General features: G+C 48.1%; 20 protein-coding genes and 1 pseudogene. 8 read left to right on the top strand and 13 right to left on the bottom strand.

The window, feature by feature from the left end; translation table 11 throughout:
- Positions 1–4 precede the first annotated feature (4 nt).
- Positions 5–1405, top strand: a complete 1401-nt coding sequence (locus EAO33_RS00655; protein WP_120943979.1) for a phosphomannomutase/phosphoglucomutase — start codon at positions 5–7, stop codon at positions 1403–1405.
- Here the strand turns inward: EAO33_RS00655 and EAO33_RS00660 are convergent.
- The 11 genes and pseudogenes from EAO33_RS00660 to EAO33_RS08965 all read right to left on the bottom strand — a co-directional run bounded on the left by EAO33_RS00660 (position 1367) and on the right by EAO33_RS08965 (position 11493).
- Positions 1367–3241, bottom strand: a complete 1875-nt coding sequence (locus EAO33_RS00660; protein ID WP_120943981.1) for a 6-hydroxymethylpterin diphosphokinase MptE-like protein — start codon at positions 3239–3241, stop codon at positions 1367–1369. The genes EAO33_RS00655 and EAO33_RS00660 overlap by 39 nt on opposite strands.
- A 343-nt stretch (positions 3242–3584) precedes the next feature.
- Positions 3585–3740 (bottom strand): hypothetical protein, encoded by a 156-nt coding sequence (locus EAO33_RS08960; protein ID WP_162982141.1) that lies wholly within the window; start codon positions 3738–3740, stop codon positions 3585–3587.
- A gap of 115 nt (positions 3741–3855) precedes the next feature.
- Positions 3856–4242 carry a hypothetical protein gene (locus EAO33_RS00665; protein WP_235852912.1) on the bottom strand — a complete coding sequence of 129 codons (387 nt, stop codon included), beginning with the start codon at positions 4240–4242 and terminating at the stop codon, positions 3856–3858.
- A gap of 20 nt (positions 4243–4262) precedes the next feature.
- Positions 4263–4400: a hypothetical protein gene (locus EAO33_RS09285; protein ID WP_235852941.1), complete on the bottom strand. Its 138-nt coding sequence runs from the start codon at positions 4398–4400 to the stop codon at positions 4263–4265.
- A gap of 112 nt (positions 4401–4512) precedes the next feature.
- Positions 4513–5052, bottom strand: coding sequence for a hypothetical protein (locus EAO33_RS00670; RefSeq protein WP_120943983.1), 540 nt, complete (start codon positions 5050–5052; stop codon positions 4513–4515).
- Positions 5053–5575: 523 nt separating this feature from the next.
- Positions 5576–5998, bottom strand: coding sequence for a hypothetical protein (locus EAO33_RS00680; RefSeq protein WP_162982152.1), 423 nt, complete (start codon positions 5996–5998; stop codon positions 5576–5578).
- A gap of 290 nt (positions 5999–6288) precedes the next feature.
- Positions 6289–8510: pseudogene (locus EAO33_RS00685) on the bottom strand (endonuclease MutS2).
- A complete protein-coding gene (locus EAO33_RS00690) occupies positions 8507–8854 on the bottom strand; it encodes a hypothetical protein (protein WP_120943989.1) in 348 nt (115 codons plus the stop codon). Before EAO33_RS00690 ends, EAO33_RS00685 begins: the two are co-directional and overlap by 4 nt.
- A complete protein-coding gene (gene murC / locus EAO33_RS00695; protein ID WP_120943991.1) occupies positions 8854–10188 on the bottom strand; it encodes a UDP-N-acetylmuramate--L-alanine ligase in 1335 nt (444 codons plus the stop codon). The genes EAO33_RS00690 and murC overlap by 1 nt, the downstream gene beginning before the upstream one ends.
- On the bottom strand, positions 10182–11312 hold the full coding sequence (locus tag EAO33_RS00700) for a succinyldiaminopimelate transaminase (protein ID WP_120943993.1): 1131 nt from the start codon (positions 11310–11312) through the stop codon (positions 10182–10184). Before EAO33_RS00700 ends, murC begins: the two co-directional genes overlap by 7 nt.
- Positions 11313–11322: 10 nt before the next feature.
- A complete protein-coding gene (locus EAO33_RS08965; protein ID WP_162982142.1) occupies positions 11323–11493 on the bottom strand; it encodes a hypothetical protein in 171 nt (56 codons plus the stop codon).
- Between the two features lie 27 nt (positions 11494–11520).
- Between EAO33_RS08965 and EAO33_RS00705 the strand changes: the two genes are divergently transcribed.
- From EAO33_RS00705 to miaA, 6 genes are read left to right on the top strand one after another with little or no spacing between them, the layout of a single operon-like run.
- A complete protein-coding gene (locus EAO33_RS00705; RefSeq protein ID WP_235852947.1) occupies positions 11521–11901 on the top strand; it encodes a hypothetical protein in 381 nt (126 codons plus the stop codon).
- A complete protein-coding gene (locus EAO33_RS00710) occupies positions 11870–13129 on the top strand; it encodes a GIY-YIG nuclease family protein (RefSeq protein ID WP_235852956.1) in 1260 nt (419 codons plus the stop codon). The genes EAO33_RS00705 and EAO33_RS00710 overlap by 32 nt, the downstream gene beginning before the upstream one ends.
- Before the next feature lie 50 nt (positions 13130–13179).
- Positions 13180–13632 carry a nickel-responsive transcriptional regulator NikR gene (gene nikR, locus EAO33_RS00715; RefSeq protein ID WP_120943999.1) on the top strand — a complete coding sequence of 151 codons (453 nt, stop codon included), beginning with the start codon at positions 13180–13182 and terminating at the stop codon, positions 13630–13632.
- A complete protein-coding gene (gene nadD / locus EAO33_RS00720; RefSeq protein WP_120944001.1) occupies positions 13616–14203 on the top strand; it encodes a nicotinate (nicotinamide) nucleotide adenylyltransferase in 588 nt (195 codons plus the stop codon). The genes nikR and nadD overlap by 17 nt, the downstream gene beginning before the upstream one ends.
- Positions 14190–14516 (top strand): ribosome silencing factor, encoded by a 327-nt coding sequence (gene rsfS, locus EAO33_RS00725; protein WP_120944003.1) that lies wholly within the window; start codon positions 14190–14192, stop codon positions 14514–14516. Before nadD ends, rsfS begins: the two co-directional genes overlap by 14 nt.
- Positions 14516–15403 carry a tRNA (adenosine(37)-N6)-dimethylallyltransferase MiaA gene (gene miaA / locus EAO33_RS00730; RefSeq protein ID WP_120944004.1) on the top strand — a complete coding sequence of 296 codons (888 nt, stop codon included), beginning with the start codon at positions 14516–14518 and terminating at the stop codon, positions 15401–15403. Before rsfS ends, miaA begins: the two co-directional genes overlap by 1 nt.
- Positions 15404–15471: 68 nt before the next feature.
- Here miaA and EAO33_RS00735 read toward each other — a convergent pair whose 3' ends face one another.
- Entirely contained in the window at positions 15472–16272 is an 801-nt protein-coding gene (locus EAO33_RS00735; RefSeq protein WP_120944007.1) for a 3'-5' exonuclease, read from the bottom strand.
- 61 nt (positions 16273–16333) lie between these two features.
- On the opposite strand from EAO33_RS00735, the gene gltX reads away from it, so the two are divergent.
- On the top strand, positions 16334–17713 hold the full coding sequence (gltX, locus tag EAO33_RS00740) for a glutamate--tRNA ligase (protein WP_162982158.1): 1380 nt from the start codon (positions 16334–16336) through the stop codon (positions 17711–17713).
- Here the strand turns inward: gltX and EAO33_RS00745 are convergent.
- Complete coding sequence (locus EAO33_RS00745) at positions 17710–18954, bottom strand: hypothetical protein (protein WP_235852969.1); 1245 nt, start codon at positions 18952–18954, stop codon at positions 17710–17712. The two genes, gltX and EAO33_RS00745, sit on opposite strands and share 4 nt — an antisense overlap.
- Positions 18955–19002 lie beyond the last annotated feature (48 nt).

The following is a 19002-nucleotide window of genomic DNA, read 5'->3' on the forward strand; positions in this document are numbered from 1 at the left end:
GAACATGGACTTACAAGCGGACATTTTTAGAGAATACGATATTAGGGGGGTTGTGCGCACCCAACTCACCCCAGAAGTGGTCTTTAACATCGGCGTACATTTGGGAGATTTAATGCGTGATAAACGCGTGGGCGTGGGTTATGACGCGCGCACCCACGCCCAAGAGCTTTTTAACCATCTGTGTAATGGCTTGGCGTATAGCGGGGTAGAAGTCTTTGATCTGGGCATGATTCCCACCCCTGTAGCTTACTTTGCGACCTTTGAGAGTATAGAGGGCGTGCAACTGGCTAATTCCATTATGATCACTGGATCGCATAATCCCCCCGAATACAATGGCTTTAAGATCACCCTAGATCAAAAACCTTTCTATGGAGAAGCAATCCAAGAACTCGCCAAACACATCGCACAAAACCCCCTACCCTATCAAGCTAGCGATCCTACCCCTAGAAAACTCAACGCCATTGGTTTTTACCAACACTACCTTGCCACCGCCTTTAGCCACCTGCAAAACTTCCCCTACACTCTCGCACTAGATTTTGGCAATGGAGTGGGGGGGCTGGGCTTAGAGCCGATCTTGTGTGGGCTAGGAATTCCATTTGAAAGTCTCTATGCTAACCCTGATGGGACTTTTCCTAACCACCACCCCGATCCTAGCGAAGCCAAAAACCTAGAGGATTTAAAAGCACGCATGCAAGCAAAGGGCTTAAAAATCGGGCTTGCCTTTGATGGAGACGCTGATCGTATCGCGCTTTTAACCCCCACATACACCTATGCGGGCGATGAATTAGCGATTTTATTCGCCCAAGATTTGCACGCGCGTGGACTCAAACCCTTTGTGATTGGCGAGGTGAAATGTTCGCAGGTGATGTATGATAGCATTAATGCGATCGGGCAAGCCTTGATGTATAAAACTGGGCATAGTAATTTAAAAGTCAAACTCAAAGAAACTAATGCCCACTTTGCTGCTGAGATGAGCGGGCATCTCTTTTTTAATGATCGCTATTTTGGTTATGACGATGCGATCTACGCGGCTTTGCGTATTTTAGAACTCTTTTTGGTCCATACCCCTGAGCAATTAGAGCGACATGTGCGCGATCTGCCCTATTCGTATAAAACCCCTGAGGAAAAAATCAGTGTGCCTGAAAATGAGAAATTTAAGCTGGTGGCGCAATTACAAGAAACTTTAGAAAAAGGGGATTTGCCCCCTAATTTTCCCCGTGTGCTAGAAGTGATTAACATTGATGGGGTGCGCGCGATCTTTGAACACGGCTTTGGTTTGGTGCGCGCGAGCAACACCACGCCCACACTGGTAACCCGTTTTGAGGGCAAAGATAAGGCATGCGCACAAAGTTACAAGGACGCCCTGCTAGGCTTGCTCGCCCACTTGCGCGCCCATCCTCTCTAGGGTTTCTAGTATAATCTCTTTGGCACGCGTATAAAATTTAGCGATCTGGGCTTGGGGGAGGGAGAGCGCGCTAGAGAGCATGTACATGCAACAATGGCTAAGTGTGCCCTCTAATAAAATGCCCTCTAGGGGGTGTTGCGCGCTCAAGTGCATGCTTAAGGCGTGCAGGCGATCGATGAGGGCATAGAGTTCTCTTTTGGTGTTAATGGGGGTGTTTAACGCTTCTTTAAGAGGGGTTAGTAGAGTGTTAAAGCGCATGGGAAGGGGGATTTCAGGGGCTGGTTGAAAAACCCTTTTGAGGCGTTTAAGGGCTTTGGCTTTAGCGCAGGGAGGGAGTTTAAGCGCGCTAGATCGCATGGGCTGGGTGTGTTCAATATAAGCCCCTCTGGAGAGGTTATAAACTAGGGGAGCGCGTTTTTTAAAGAGCGCGCCCATTTGATTTTTGGAGAGAATAAAAAGCCCATCGGCAAAAACCCGTGCGCTTTGCTCAAAGTTGGGGCGCACTTCTAGGGCATCGCTGGGGATGTGGGCGCACTCCACCCCATAAAAAGAGCCTTGCGCGTGCTTGGCTTGTCCTTCAATATAGCCACAATCCAGCCCGCATAAAATCAAAGTCTTAGAAAACAAGCATGCCAAACTCACCCCGGCATTGCCCACAAAGGGCGCACTATACTCTAGGGCTAAGTCCCCCCACAGATACCCGCTCGCACTCCCCCCGCGCATGAAAAGATAACTCTCTTGGGCTAAACGCACCGCTTTAGGGTTGCACATGTTGGCATAGATCAAGGGGGTTTGATCTAGGGGGGCTTGTTGGAGCACCTCTGCGAGGTAGTCAATGCGCTCGATTTCAATCTGAAAATCTATAGCAATACCGCGCGCTTTCAGGGGTTTTAAAGCCGTGCCACAACTAAAGATGATCATGCGATCTTGATTGGTTTGTATAAAATCTAACAAACCATCTAAACTCGGACCATTGCCCACCACACAGATAGGCACGCTAAAGGGTTTGCAAGTGTGGGGGTTGAGCACTAGGGGGGATTTTTGCAAATTGGCTAAGGTGTTGCTCAAGCCCAACATTTCATCTTCAAAACTCCCCCACCCCCTTAGCGCACTTTTTTTATGGGCGTTGAAACGCTGTTGGGCTAGGGTGCTATCCTGGCTTTCATAGGGCTTAAACTCTAAATGTAAAAAACTATGGGTGATTCTCTTAGCGTGAAAAAGGGATTGTAAAAGCGTATCGGGCATGCGCTTTAAAAAGATGACACACGCTTTAGGGGGAGTCGCCTTAAAGAGTTTGGCATAATCCACAAAAAAGCAACTCACACGCAATAAGTCAATGTGTTCTTCATAGATGTAGAGCGCGTGGAAGAACGCCCCTTCTTCTAACAACAACGCTAAAAATAGCCCTCCGGCTAAACCAAAAAGCGCGCTGGGCGGGTAGAAATTCTTGCCTAAGGACAAGGGAGTGCTTGGATTGCCTAAAGCTAAGAGTTGATCGCACGCGCGCTTGGTCAGAGGTAGATTATCTAAATCCAGCGCGCCCAACTCCACCCCGCTACTTTTAAGTTGCCATTTGGGGTTTTGCAAAATATTTTGTGCCCATTGCCTAGAAATTTCTACCATCTGGTGTTTGCCCCCTTCATAGGGGAAAAACAGCGCGCCATCGTGGATTTGCACGATATTAAAACCCTGCGCGCCAAATAAGAGATTGTAGGTTGTAGGGGGGGGCAAGAGTTGGGTATAAAGCCCGGGTAAATTGTTTTGGAAGAAACTTAGATTGCGCGCAAAGCGTCTTTGCAGGGCATGCTGGCTTAGATCAAGAGCGCTTGTTGTCATGAGGGCTACTCCTTTGGAAAATCTTTGCTGGAGGTCTTGATCCCCATAGCTGGATTATAAGCAATTAGCAATCTTTTATACAAACATGTTGGGGTGTTTAAAACCCTTCATTCTGCCTTTATAGCCATTGGTGTGTCATTTTTGACTCATGCCTTGCTTGTTTCTTGACGGGTTGATCTCTTGTTGCCTAACTTGTGCGGTGCGCAACCCACGCGGCCGGTTGAAAGCGCTTTGTTAGACGCGCAACGCGCTAGGGCGTTTTGCCCACTAGCCCAAATCACCAACATGGGCAAGACTTAGGGAGTGGAGGGGGTTTAGAAGTGCTATTAGAATGGATGCGAAGTTACTGTGCCCACACCCGCCAACAATCCATCTTTAGGGTTTGGGCGATCTCTTGGCTGGGTTTGCGTGCATAAATCGCGCCTTCCATGTTCTGCCCCAAACACTCCGCGATAAAACCATGGCAATTATTCGCGAAGTGCCCAAATACTAAAGACATTTGGGCTTCCTAGGCTGATGTTGCCCGTAGGGAGAGTTTGGTTCTCACTCTATGTCCCTATAGTAGGGATTTTACAGAGTTTGAGCTCCAACGCATTCCCTACAGGTCTCACACATCATATCTCCAAAGGCGTAACTTTGCGCACTCCCTGCGCTAGATACGAATGTATGAGAGCATTATACCACGAATTAGTGGCATTCATCCCACCCGCTAAAGACGAGTGGGATTTCTGCCGAGGAGGCTTAAACAAGTGGTAATCCCTAGCTTGCCCCACTAAGGACAATGCCCCTATGTCAAGATCGCCAACCGTTCTTGTGCCACGACAAGAGACAAAAATGATCTTGCCTTCCGAAAACCCTTGAGAAGTGCATTTTTCAATGCGACTCCCATTGAATTTACCGGTCAAATGCACGATTTGCCCCCCACCTACATAGACTCCCGTGTGCGAAAACGCATCGGCAAGATCATGCCATAACACACTGCCTATTGCTGGTTCGCACACCCCATCGCCTTTCCGATAAACTAGAAAATTTCTAAAAATTCCTCATAAACATCTTGGGCGATCTGTTTGGTTGCTAATAGCATGTCTACGCGTTTGCGGATTGTGGGTGGCAACGCGTCTTTGAGGATCGCCCCGGCTGTGGATAAGACAGATTCCACATCTAACCCCCTCTTGCGCCCCCCTCTAGGGCATTTTTTGGCATAACTCCTCCTTGTTTAAAACTTAACTGCGTAAAATAGGGCGTATTTTTCATAGCGTTTGCACTGGTTGCTAGAACCCCCCCGACCCACTCGCGTCCACACCTAAATTTAATTGCGCCAATCTATGTAAAAACCCTTTGGCAAAAAAGTTTGACAAGCCCTTATTCACACCAATCTGGGTGTGAAAATCCATTTGTTCGCGACTGACTTCCTCAAAAGTCTTTTCCATTCCGTAATGGTTCTTGAAAGACGCGTTTTCCTTAACTTTCCCATTCCTCAAAAAGGTGTCCACAAGTTCAGCCACGCCTACTTTTTCTAGGGCTTGGTGGCTGATCCCTCTTTGATCCAACCAATCTTGCAATTCTTTAGGGGTGCATTGGTCCCCAAAATCACCAGATTCACGCGTGAATGTGGATTGTTGCTGTGTTCTAGTTTTTTTTGTGTTTTGCGATTCTTCTTCCATGCTACTCCCAGCCACAATAGCCGTGAAACCACCCTTCCCGCGTGTTTCCTCTGCCATCTCTTGAAATTCTTCTTGACTCCTGCTCACTTTAAAACCAAAGTTCTTTTTGCCCATTTTGCTAAAGAGCATGCCCAAGAAATTCGCCAAATCAAAGCTTGCATCTCTTTTGGGAAAAGTTTTTTAGCCTCTTCAAATTCCTGCGCCTAAGTTTTGTCCAGTAAAATCACTTTTTTCATTTTTGTTCTTTCCTTTTCAATGTGGTTAATGTGTTTAGCAAGTCTCTTAAGCACGCCCAGCATTTGTATAGCGGGCATGATAACCATTTGAGTTTTCTAGGGATTTTTGCGCCCTCAAAGCCCAATGCTTGCGCGCTTAGAGCAATCGCGTCCAAGTTTTCCTTGTTATCGTAGATAAAAATGGCGTAACACCCGCCCGATGCGATCTAACTTAGGGTGTTTTAAATACGCCAAACCCCTGCCCCCACACCATAAACAGCCTCTTTTTCAAGTTTGGTCTTGAGAGCGTCAAGAGGGTTTGGTTGATGAACTCTAGAGCTCGTGTTTGATCCTCTCCCTCCAATATTTTGCCATCTTGCACCACTACGAGTTTTTGCTCTGTATCTTGCATATAGGCATAGACACTCATGAAATCCCTAAAAATCTTTCAATCTCTATATAGGGCTATCCTTGAGTTCAAAGACACGCACAAGGGCTAAAGCTTGCAAGTCTTGGATAATGCGCTTGTGATCGCTGGAGCTAGGCACATAGCCGTATTGATCGCTGAGGCTATGCGTGCCGAGGGCAAACACCTTTTGTGCGCCTAAATCGCCTGCCATTTTTGTGTAGACTCCAATGTGGGTCTTGATGTCTGTGGCAGTCTTTGGTTCTTTGAGATATGCCACCGCACTAAACACATAAACAAGGACGCGTTCTTCATAGTCTGCGCTCTTTGTTTTGACAAAATCATTATTGAGGCTATGGCTACTCCCCGTGCAATCTAACAGCCCAAAATTTCTCCCTTTGTATAATTCAAGGTTGGTAGTCGCCTTATGATCACTGCCCTTAAAACTATGATCAATTAAGACATGGCGCAACTCTGTTTTACCCGCACCACTCAAACCATAGAGCAGGTAGAGCTTTTTCTTGGCGATGGGGGCGGTGGGTCTTTGAGGGGATCGTCCTTATCAAAATATTCTTTGTAAATCCACACCGCTCCAATGGCAAGACCGCCAATAATCCATGGCCAAGGCATTTTAAATTTCTTTCTGTGAAATAAAAGCGCATACGCGCGCTAAGAGGGGGGTTAGATTAATCTTTTCTTTGAGGGGGGGGGGAAATGAGATCAACATCGCAACTCCTTTGTGTGGCATTCTAACACAATCCTCTAAAGTTTTACGATCTGTGCGCCTGAGCCACCCAAGTTATAGGGTGCGTCCTCAAAGGCGATCACCTTAGGGTGTTTTTTAAGCCACTCTCTTAGGGCTTGGCGTAAAATCCCCTTGCCCTTGCCATGCACAATTAAGACCTCTTCAAAGCCGGCTAAAAGCGCGTTGGCTAAGAAGTCTTGGGCTTGCTGCAAGGCTTCTAACACCTCTAGGGCGCGCACATCTAAGCGCATGGAGGCTTGCGCTGTGGGCTTGCGCTCTAGCTTGACTTGGGGGGGGGCTTTTGGGGGGGGGTGGCTAAGGTGAGTTCTTGGGCATTAATTTTGATTTTTAAGCCATTGTCTAGAGCCACTAAACAAGTGTCTTTATTGAGGCTAATGATCGTGCCTAGCTGGTTTTTATAGCGCACGCATGCCCCCTGAGTGAGCGCGGGGGGGGTGGAGGGGGAGGGGGATTTACAAGGCGCGATCAAAGCTGTTTTGATCGCTTGGATTTGCTGGTGGGCATGGCTTTTATTTTGGGTGCGCTCAAATTCCTTAAGCGCATCTTGCAAGCCTCTTAGGGCTTGCTGGTAGCTTTTCTCTAGCGCGCTTTGTTTGGCTTGCTGGGCTTGGGTTTGGGCTTTAATTTGTTCTAGTTGTGCTTGGACTTGTTGGTGATGGGTTTTTTTAGCCTCTTCAAGCTGGATGCGTTGCTCTCTTAGCTCTTGTTCTAGCGCGCTGGTGCGCTCAATCAAGGCGTTTAAATTCTCCTGCTCTGCCCCATACAGCGCGCGGGCTTGCTCAATGAGTTCTAAGGGCACACCATAACGCAACGCGCTTTCAAAGGCGTAGCTCTTGCCAATGAGACCGGGGCTAAAGGTGTAGGTGGGGAGTTGGGCTTGGGGGTCAAAGTGCGCGGCTAGCAACTGCACGGCGTGGTTTTTGGCTAAGAGCAAGGCTAAATGCTTGTGGTGGGTGGTAACCACGATCTTAGCCCCCTGTGCCATTAATTTTTCTAATAGCACCTTGTAAAGACAACTCGCCTCTGAGGCATCCGTGCCTAGCTCGATCTCATCCACGCCTAGCAAGAGGTTAGGCGTGCTTAGGGCGCGCTGGAAGTCTAGCATGCGCCCAGCAAAGGTAGAGATGTCATTTTGGCTATTTTGGGGATCGTTGATAATGGCTTGGATATTTTCAATGTAGGGGATGGCTGAGGTAGAAGCATGGATTTTAAGGGGCAAAAAATGTTTGGCTAGAAACACCGCGCTTAAAATGGATTTGAGCAACATCGTTTTACCCCCCGTATTGACCCCGGTAACCAGCAAGAGAGATCGATCAAAGCGCAAAGAAATGGGCTTGGGGTTGTTGAGATTGGGGTGTGCAAAGTGGCTTAAGGCAAAATCCCCCCTGTCATTGGGCTTGATAAAACTCAAATTAGCACTTTTGGCAAATTGCACCCGTGCGATCAAGTGATCCAAATAGTCAAACTCGTGGTTGATAAAGCGCAAGAATAAAAAATGGGGGCGCAACAGTCCGCTCCAATGCGCACAAATGCGCGCTAGATTTTCCTCGATCTGGTTTTGCACCTCTTGGATTTTACGACTCAAATCGCGCGCTTCTAGGGGTTCAATGTAAAAATACCCCATGTGGGATCGCAAAATCACCTGCCCCTTGAGTGCCACACTAAAACCGGGCTTAACCAATAAGCTTTCTATGCCATTGACAAAATGCACCTGCCGATCTACAAGATAGGGCTGTAGATTTGACTTGCTCAAAATCTGGTTAAAGAGTTTTCTTTGTTGGGCTTGTAAGCGCGCTAGACTCTCTAAGAGTGCATCTAAATCGGGGTAAAACCCGCTTTTAAGCGCAGGGGTGTCTTGCATGTGTGTGCTTAATTCTAGCAGGGTTTGGGGGAAGTGGATATTCTCTAGGTAGGCGTGTAAGTGTGGGTGTTGCTTGGGGTTAGCTAGGGCTTTGAGGTAGGCAAAATAGCGCGTGATCTGCACAAAGGCAAATAGGGTATCTAAACGCCATATCCCCCCTTTTTTGAAAGCCTTGAGCGCGTCTTTAAGGCAGGTGAGTGCTGGGGGGGGAGTGCAATCTAGGTGTTCTAATTCTTGCAAATGCTCCCAAATGTTAGGGGGTGTGCGACTGAGGGCAAAGTCTTTAGGGCGGGCTAGAAACGCGTTAAAATGCTCGATAAAGCGTGTTAAATCTAATTGGGCAATTAGGGCACTCAAGGGGTTTGTTTCTGGCAGGATTGTAAGTCTATTAAAGTGTCTTTCATGGGACCATTAGGTTTGCCCAAAAAGCTCAAGGTGCCGGTCACTAAATTGAAGTTTTTATTATCCACGCTGATATGGTTTTGGCATACTAGGGTTTCTCCGCGCAAAAACGCGCGCTGTAAATCCACTTGGGCTTGGTTGGCGCGATCTTGTTTGTAGGTGTAAAAACCCACTAACCCTCCCAAGAGCAATAACACCCCCGCGCTGACAAGCTTTTGTTGCAAGCGCCATAAGCCAAAGTCCTTTAAGAGAATCCACAGCAAGATCAGCACTAAAATTAAGACGATCCACGCGCCCATTAAACCTCCCCTCTTAGCTGGGTGGTGATGTCTCCCGCGCCAAAGCCCACCACCAACCCGCGTTGCAAGGTGCGAATCTTGACCTCTTGCACGAAGAGCTCTAAACCTTGTGGCGTGCGCCACACGCGATCGATAAAGGTGGGTTGTAGATGCTCAAAAAGCGTGTGCATGTCAATGTCTTGATGGGGTTCACCCGCTTTATAAACGGGCAAAATATAGAGTTCTTGGATAATGGGGTGCTCAAAACAACGCTGGAAAGCTTGCAAATTGTCCAATAATCTTGAATACTTATGGGGTTGCCAAATGATGGTGCTAGAAGACACGCCCTTTAGCTGGGCGTAGGTTTGCAGGGCTTGCAAGGTGGCGCAAATCTCTGTAGGGTGGTGGGCATAATCGTCAATCACAACCAACGCGTCTTTTTGCAAAATATCAAAGCGTTTTTTAATGCCCTTGAATTGGGCTAAATTAGCCCGCAAGGTTTCTAGGGGCAATTCGTCCAAAGCAGCCAAGATCGCTAGCGCGGCATTGCTAGCCGTGTGCGCACCCAGCCCCCAAACTTCAAAAAAGCCGTAATCTCTCAATTTAAAACGCGTGTAGGGTTCTTCCCCCCTTAAAAAGTAAGATACTTGGCTGATGTCTTTTTGCGGGTTTAAACGCTGTGCCTCTATCTCTAAACCCTGTAAGAAGGGATCTTGGGTGTTGATAACGCGTTTTTGCCCCATTGTTAAAAAATCTCTATAGGCTTGATAAAAGGCATCTAAATTGTAGTCATAGCCCTCTAAATGCTCCACCTCAGCGTTGGTAACAATGGAACAATAGGGATTGGAATGCAAGAAACTTTGATCGGATTCATCGGCTTCAAAGACAAGGCTAGGGCTATTGCTTTCGCGCACATTCGAGCCAAAATCCTTGCTGGTCGCCCCGATGATCGCCCCAAAGTGGGGCAATAACGCGCTGAGCATCGCGCTGGTGCTACTCTTGCCATGCGCCCCACACACGCTAAACACCCGCTTATCCCCTAGAATGTATTCTAACGCCCGCTTGCGTGAGAGAATCACGCAATTTTTCTCCATCGCCGCGACAATTTCTACATTGTCCACCTTGATGATCGCAGAGTGGATCACCACTTCTTGATCGCTAAGCGCGCTAGGATCATGGGGGATGGTGATGGGAATGCCCAAGCGTTGCAAATAGTCCGTGATAGGGCTTTGCACTAAGTCTGAACCGCTCACCTGCGCGCCTTGGGCTTTAAGGTATTTGGCTAGTCCTGAAATGCCAATCCCCCCAATGCCAATGAAGTGAATCTTATAGGTGTGGATGGGGCGATCTAGCATGCCACACTCTTTAGATAAGTTTGGTGGGTGGCTTTGAGCGTTTTTAAGATGTCCTGCATAGCCTCATAGACTAAAGCCACGCGCACAAAATGCTGGGTGTGGGGGCTATTCAAAGGGCTTAAAAAATCCCCGGGTAAGACTTTAATCCCGGTGTGGGTGTAGAGATAACGCGCAAACTCCTGTCCTTTGTGCACCTCCCACCACACATAAAAGCTCGTGGGCGCGACATGCACATCTAGAATCTCTTGAGCTAGTGCTAAATTCGTGGCGTAGAGCTGGCGAATCGCCTCTTGGGCTTTGAAATCTAGCCACCCTACCGCGCTGGCATGTTGTAAGGGCAGGGGGATCGCACACCCGCTATAACTCCTAAAAACTTGGTAAGCCTGCAAGACTTGAGAATCCCCAGCGATGTAACCGCTCCTAAGCCCGGGTGCGCTCAAGGTTTTAGACAAAGAATTGATGGCAAGCACATTTTTAAAATTCTGGTTGCCCGCTTGTAAACAGGCTTGCAAGATAGAGGGGGGGGGGGTGGCGCTGTAAATATTGCTGTAACACTCATCATTGACAAGCATGAAATTGTGATCCAGCGCTCTTTTCACCCAATTTGTCAATTCCTCTAAACTCAAGGCGCGCCCTGTGGGATTATTAGGGGAGTTTAAGATCACTAGATGGGGGCGAGATTTGGGGTCTAATTGGGGTGTGAAGTGGTTAGCAGGATTTAGGGGCATGAAGAGAATCTGGGCTTTAGCCACCTGCGCGCTACCTAAATAGACTTGATAGAGGGGATCGGGTAGGGCGATGCTAGGCTGGGCTTTGCCATGTAGGTAGAAAATAGGAAAACTAAAGAGGGCTTCTTTAGAACCTAGGGTGGGTAGAATCTGCGCGGGAGTTAAGCGCACCCCAAAACGCTTGGAGACAAAGTCTATTTGGGCTTGTTTTAAAAAAGCCTCTCCCCCACTTTTAGGGTAAAAACGCAAGGTGGAAGTGTGCTCCTTGAGGGCGTTTTGGGTAGCAAGGGGGGTGGGAAATTGGGGTTCGCCAATGCTAAGATCGATGCTAGCAAAGGGGGGGTTAATGCCCTGTAATAGCGCGCTCAAGCGTTCAAAGGGATAGGGCGCAAACATACAAATCCTTTTAAGGGGTGTTTTCTTGGATCATGTGGTTAGAGTTAGGCATTTGGGCTTTGGGGTAGGGAGAGGGTTTGGCTTTGTAAAAGGGTGCGGCTTTGTAACCACAACCCAGACACAAACATGCTAAAATGCCAATATGAAACACTCTTGCGATGTGCTTAAATCTGTTTTGCAAAACAATCCCTCATTAAAACCCTTGGAAATGCGCCTCAAGCTCCACCAATTAAAGCGCTTTTTACCTCTCAGCATTCGAGAATCTCTATCCAGCATTATAATCAAAAACTCTAAACTCTTGCTTGTTTTTAGCCACCCTAGCGCGCACACCTATTTTTGCAAACATGCGCAAGAATTTAGCCAGACTCTGCTAAGAGAGGTGAAACATTTGGGCTTAGAAATCCCGCCCCAGCTCACCATTAGAGCCTATGTTTCCCCAACAGCTAGAGCCAGATTTAAGCCTAAGCCCCCCAAACTCTACTATCTAGAGTGCGCCAAGGGGACTTTTGACAACCATGCTCAAGACCCCCAACTCAGAGCCATCTTTGAGCGTATCCGTGCGTGTATCCAAGCCCATGCAAATTCTTGAAAATTTGCCTGAGAGTTGCGGGGTTTACCTCTATTTGGATCGCGCAAGCCAAATCCTCTACATCGGCAAGGCAAAGAATCTCAAAAAGCGCGTTCTGAGTTATTTTCGCATGCAGGCAGGGCGCGCCACCCCCAACCCCAAGAACAGCGCGCGCGTGCGCGATATGGTTACCAAGATCGCTTCCATTGAATGGCAAATAACTTCTAGCGAACACGAAGCCTTGCTTTTAGAGGATCGCTTGATCAAGCAACACCAACCCCGCTACAATATCTTACTCAAGGACGCAAAAACTTACCCCTATATCTGTTTGGACATGGCTTTGCCCTACCCGATCTTGCACCTGCAACGCCAGCCCAAAGAACACCTACGCTGTTTTGGACCCTTTAGCTGTGGGGCTAAAGAGATTTTAGAAAGTGTACTAGAGAGAATCCCTCTAGCCCAAAGCCTCTCTTGTGTGCGCGCCAAACGCGCCTGTGTCTTTTACCAACTCCAACGCTGCAAAGCCCCCTGCGAACACAAAATCAGCCCTCAAGATTACGCGCGTCTGGTGCAAGAAGCCCTAAATCTTTTAGAAAATTTGCCCTTATTGGGCGCGTTGCTCAAAGAGCGTATGCGCGTTTTAGCCCAACAGGAACGCTTTGAAGAGGCAGCACTCTATCGCGATCGCCTAGCCAAAATCCAAGAACTCTTGGAGCGCTTGCAAGACTCCACCCCCATGCGCGCCTTGCAAACTCTCTTGGGTTTGGATGCGCCTTTAGAGCGCGTTGAAATCTTTGATGTGAGCCACCACGCCCAAAGCCATTGCGTGGGTGCGATGGTGGTCTTTGAGGGGGGTAAGTGGCTTAAAAGCGCGTATCGACGCTATATTCTTAGTGCTAAGGACGAATACGCCCAGATGCAAGAACTCTTACAAAGGCGCGCCAAACGGCTTAATCGCCCTGCGGATCTGTGGCTACTAGATGGGGGCAGAGCCCAAGTGCGCCTAGCCCAAGAGATTTTAGCGCGCGCACAGGTGTCCATTAGCGTGCTAGGGATCGCTAAAGCCAAAAGCGCGGGGAGAACACGGCGATCCATGGGCGATGTACCCGATGTGCTTTACACTGTGGATCGCACCTTGCGCTTAAAAGCCAATGATCCCTGTTTACAATGCGTGCAACGCTTGCGCGATGAGGCGCACCGCTACGCCCTAGCTTTCCACCGCCACAGAACACTAGCCCAAATTGTGTAATAAGCCAAATTTGGTTAGAATCGCGAAATTTTTCCATCATAGGGGTAATCATGGAGCATAAGGACGATTCGATCATCAGGTTTTCTGTGTCATTGCAACAGAATTTGCTAGACGAATTAGACAACCGCATCATCAAAAATGGCTATTCTTCTCGATCGGAGTTGGTGCGCGATATGATCCGCGAGAAATTAGTGGAGGACAATTGGTCCAATGAAGAGAATTTAGAACATACCAAAGATGGGCTGACCGTGGCGGTGCTGGTGATTATCTACGATCACCACCAACGCGAACTCAACCAAAAGATCATCGACATCCAACATGAAAGCCACATTAGTATCATGTGCACCACCCATGTGCACCTCAACCCCAACAACTGCCTAGAAACCATCATTTTGAAGGGCAAACCCTCTGAGATCATGCATTTACACCTAGAGATCGGGGGGCTCAAGGGCGTGAAATTCTCCAAACTCACCAAGGCTTCTAGTTTTGGACAAAACACCTAGAGTCGCCCTATATGGGGGAAGTTTTGATCCCCCCCACATCGCCCATTTAGCCGTGATCTACCAAGCCCTAGAGAGCCTACCCATCGATGCCCTCATTGTCCTAGTGGCTTACCAAAACCCTTTCAAGGGCGCGCCCTGTTTTAGCGCGTCCCAGCGCTATGCGTGGATGCAAAGTCTTTTAAAGGGGCTAGCTAGAGTGCAGGTGAGCGATTTTGAAATCCTTGCCAAGCGCCCCGTGCCTAGTGTAGAGAGCGTGTTGCATTTCTACCATAGTCTAAAACCTAGCAAGTTTTACTTCATTGTGGGCGCAGACAATATGGTGCATTTGCCCCAATGGGAGGGCTACGCCCTTATGCGCGCGCTGGTGGAATTTGTGGTAGTGCAAAGACAGGGTTATAGCCCAACCCCCCCCCACCCTTGTATCTACATGCCCTTGCCCCAGATCACCCACCGTATTTCCTCTAGCCAAATTAGATCACTATTAGCCCAACACCAAATCCCCCCCCACCTTCCCCCCACTCTGCAAATGGGGGTGGTAGAGAGTTTTAAGGAAGCCCATGCCCGATCCTAGAATCGCCCGTATCGTAGAATTGCTAGAAGATAAAAAAGCCCTAGACATCGTGGTTTTTGATTTGAGTAGCCAAGACTATGTTACCCAAAAGGTCGTCATCGCCACAGCGCTAGCGGGCAAGCACGCTCTAGCTCTTTTGGATCATCTTAAAACCACTCTCAAGCCTTTGGGTGAACAATTTTATGCTATTGATGCGCATAATGAAGAGTGGATCGTCATAGACTTGGGGGACATGATGGTGCATTTATTCACCCAAGAAATCCGCGTGCGTTTCGATTTGGAAGGCTTTTTACGCACTTATAAAAACCCCTAATGCCTCTTCTCATCGCCATTTTGGGCGCGAGCGCGAGTGGAAAAAGCGCGCTGGCTTTAGAGCTTGCCTGTGAACTAGGCGCGGAGGTTCTCTGTTTAGATTCACTAAGCGTCTACAAGGATTTCAACATCGCTTCAGCCAAGCCCAGCCCCCAAGACTTAGCCCGAGTCAAGCACTACGCCATCAATGTGCTAGAGATTTGGCAAGCCTGCCATGCCCCCCTCTTTTTACAAGAACTGCAAAGAGCCCTAGCCCAGAGTCGAGCACCGGTGTTACTCTTGGTGGGAGGGAGTGGCTTTTATCTCAAGGCGATCTTGGAGGGTTTAAGCCCCCAGCCTCCTATTAGCCCAAGTGTGCGCGCCCAAGTGGCTAACTTCCCCAAGCCTTATGAAACCCTTCAGAGCCTTGACCCCCTTTATGCGCAACAAATCCACCCTAAGGACACCTACCGCGTCCAAAGAGCCTTAGAAATTTTTCTAGCCACCAACACCCCCCCTAGTCTTTATTTTAAAGCCCACCCTAAAATCCCCTTTAAACTCCCCATTAAACTTTACGCGTTGTGCTTGCCCAAGGATATTTTGCACACTAGGATTGCCACGCGCACCAAGCGCATGCTAGATCAAGGACTCATCGCCGAAGTGCAGGGTTTAGCCCATAAATACGGCAACACCCACCAACCCTTTAAAGCCATAGGTCCTAAAGAGTGCTTGGCTTATTTAAACGGGCAATACAACGCCAAGCAACTCCAGCAAGCTATCACCATCCATACCCAGCAATTAGCCAAACGCCAAAACACTTTCAACAAAACCCAATTCAAAGACATCACCCACCTGGAAGCCCCCGCCCTCTACAAAGAGATTTTAGAGTATATTAGGAGTCACACCTGAGCGCATAGCGTGAGCGCGCGTAACACAACCGCTGTATAGTAGACTTTGATCTTTGCTAGCGCTCCAACTCAATGGGACATCTCAGTTTGGATTTCACGATCTAGGGCTTGGGTGAAAAGCGCGCTATAGGGTTTATCTTGGGGGAGCTTTGCTTTAAAGCCCACTAAAATATTCAAATAATGTTCTTTGGGCAGTTCTCCCTTCGTGAGTATGTATTTAAGATAGAGCCAATAGGTGTTGAGCACATCGCCCTGACAATAGTTATCGATGCGCTCCAAGCGATCACCCTCTTGATTGTAGTAGATTTCATGCACTCTGCTCCCACTCAAGCCAAATTTACCCGGTAAGCCCGCCATAGCGCACACCCCATCTAAACTCAGCCGTGTTTGCGTGCTAAATTGTGAGAGGCTATCTAGGAGATCCACATGGAAAGACTCGCTGTAACGGGAGCGGTAATGATTCCACTTGTCTTTTTGCGCGTAAAAAGCGCGCGCGTCTAAATTGTAGGCGAGGGCTTTGAGCATCAACACGGGCAAGTCAAAATTACGCCCATTAAAACTCACTAACATGGGTTCTCTATGGTTGAAAAATTCCAAAAAGTCGCTTACAAGATATTTTTCATCCTCATGCCCGGCTTGTCTGCCGAAATTACCCACCTTAATAAAATGACTCTGCGCATCAGCTAGCACACTGGCAATAGAGATCACCTTGTGCCAATGCAGGGGTAAGAACTCAGTGCCACTCTTGGCTTTTTGCATTTCAAAGGCTTTAGCGCAAAGCTCTAAAGGACTGAGTGTCCACTCAGGGTCCAATTCATGGCTAATGCGTTCAATATCTGGCACGGTCTCAATATCTAAGACACAAAGCATACACACCCTTTTAAGTCAGCTTATATTAAAATGTGCATTTTAGGACTTTTAGGCTTAAAGGATATGCATGGTTGTAACGCGTTTTGCCCCCTCTCCCACCGGGCATTTGCACATTGGGGGTTTGAGGACGGCTCTGTTTAATTATCTCTACGCTAGAGGATCGGGAGGAAAATTTTATCTGCGCATTGAGGACACGGATTTAGCGCGCAATAGTCAAGAAGCTACAGAGGCGATTTTACAAGCCTTTGAATGGGTGGGGCTAGATTTTGATGGGGAGATTCTTTATCAATCCCAACGCTTAAAGTTGTATCAAAACTATATCCAACAACTCTTAGAGGCAAGCAAGGCGTATTACTGTTACATGAGCAAGGAGGAGTTAGAGGCGTTAAGGGAGAGTCAAAGAGCACAGGGACAAACTCCCCGCTATGATCGCCGTTATAGGGATTTTACAGGCACGCCCCCACGAGGGGTTAGCCCTGTGGTGCGCCTGAAAGCCCCTTTGCAAGGAGAAATCGCCTTTACAGATGGGGTAAAAGGCGTGGTGGTGGTGCAGGCTAGAGAATTAGACGACTTTATCATCGCGCGCGCAGATGGCACGCCCACTTATAATTTTGTAGTGAGCATTGATGACGCATTGATGGGAATCAGCGATATTATTCGCGGAGACGATCACTTGAGCAACACGCCTAAACAAATCCTTATCTACCAAGCCTTAGGGTTTAAATTGCCCAATTTTTACCATGTCCCCATGATTTTAAACGAGCAGGGGCGCAAATTGAGTAAGCGCGATGGGGCGATGGGGGTGATGGATTACAAGGCTTTGGGCTATCTTAAAGAGGCTTTGCTGAATTTCTTAGCGCGCTTGGGTTGGAGTTATGGCGATCAAGAGATTTTCACTCTAGCAGAATTGCTAAAGCTCTTTGATGCCAAAGATTTAAATAGCGCGCCTAGCTGTTTTAGCCCCCACAAATTAGACTGGCTCAACGCCCACTATCTCAAAGCCACCTCTAATACCCAATTAGAAATGCTTTTAAGAGATTTTGATTTACCCCCCGCCTTTGATCATCTTAACGCGCCCCAAAAGGATATGCTATTGAGCGCGCTCAAAGAGCGTTGCACGACTCTTAAAAGCCTAAGTGTGGGCATGCATGAGGTGCTAAGCCCCCCTGCTAGCTATGATTCTATTAAAAATCCACAAGCCAAAGCCCTGCTGGAAGCTTTTATGCACGCGCTAAAAAACACACGCCTAGATAACTTAGAGAATACCCAAACCCTCTTGCACGCCTTTTTAGAGTCGCACGCGCTCAAACCCGGGGCATTCATGCCCGCCTTGCGTGTAGCACTCTTGGGCAAGAAGGGAGGGATCGATCTCAAACAAGCCTTATTTGTGTTAGGCGATCAAGCTCTAGAACGCCTGCAAACTTTCTTAGCGCGCGCCTAGTGGCGGTGGCTACGCACAAAATCCACTAACTCTCTGGTGTCAATCGAGAGGGTTACAAATTGCTGGAAAGTGGTGTACCATTTGCCCCCCGTGCCATTCAAGCTATGCCCATCGCCCCCACCCATGAAGTTAAAGAACGCGTCCGCACGCAAGCTCATAAATTTGTTCTTATAGACATAGTAGAGCGCGAGGCGTTGGAAATTAGGGGCGTGGTACCAAGGCAACCCGGTGTAGAGCGCGCGCCCATAGGTAGCATAAAATTTCATTTGGGGCTTGTCTGAAAAATAATACTTCTCATAGAAACCAAAGCCCTTGTATTGGACTACAAAGTCAAATTGCCCCCCAAAGCTGTTATACCACTGGCTAGGTCCACACTTCACCCCAGAGCGCACACAATAATGCTCTTGTTCGGACATCGTGCCAAAGGCAAAAGAGATTTTATCCATGTAGGGCATGAGGCGTTTGAGATCGGTTTTGATATAACCATAGTAGTAGATGCGATCGAGCACTGTGGGGTTAGCATATTTGCCCGGCACACCCCCCTGAGGTTCCCCGCTAAAATAGGGGTAACCATTGGGCCACAAGGGGGTATCATCGTGCGCATTCATGTAGGAATTGCCCCCAAAGGGGTATTTATCGCCCATGCTATAGGGGCTGGTGTTGTGGAAGGCTACAATCCTGCCCCCAAAGCCCAAATACCCCTTTAAAAAAGACCACTCGGTAGAACCAAAGTAGAGCATTTGATTCATATTGTAGTTCTTCTTAGCCGGACCATTGTTCCAGTTGCGCCCCCCATACCAGTCTATGATGAACTCCGCCCAGCCATTCCAAGCGCGGTTAGGATTGTAGGCGGGCTTGTATTGCAACATCGCCCCTCTGGCAGTAGGGTCTTTAAACCAAAAGAGTTTTTTAAAGGCAGCAAGCGGGTAAGAAGAAATGGAGTAAGTTCTAGGGATGATGCCCACATAGGCTCTAAAATCCTTCCACGCCCCATTATAATACATCGTAACCCCCCAAGAGTAGGGAAAATAGCTGTAGTGCGTGTGCAGGTTTTGGATAAACCAGCCCCCAAACATTAAAGATTGGTTTTTATCAAACTGAATCCCAATTTCGGGCATGATTCGATTCTTCATGTTCACTAGGCTATTCCAGTAGGGATTCTCTTTGCCGGCCAAATTGTAGGTAAAGCTGACGAATTTGAGATCGTAGGCAAAGCTAGCCGCCTGCCCTCCTGTTAGCATCGCTCCCCACAGCACCACGCCATATGGCAAAACCTTTAGTGCCTCTAA

Source organism: Helicobacter labacensis (assembly GCF_003660285.1).
In the GTDB taxonomy this organism is placed as follows: domain Bacteria; phylum Campylobacterota; class Campylobacteria; order Campylobacterales; family Helicobacteraceae; genus Helicobacter; species Helicobacter labacensis.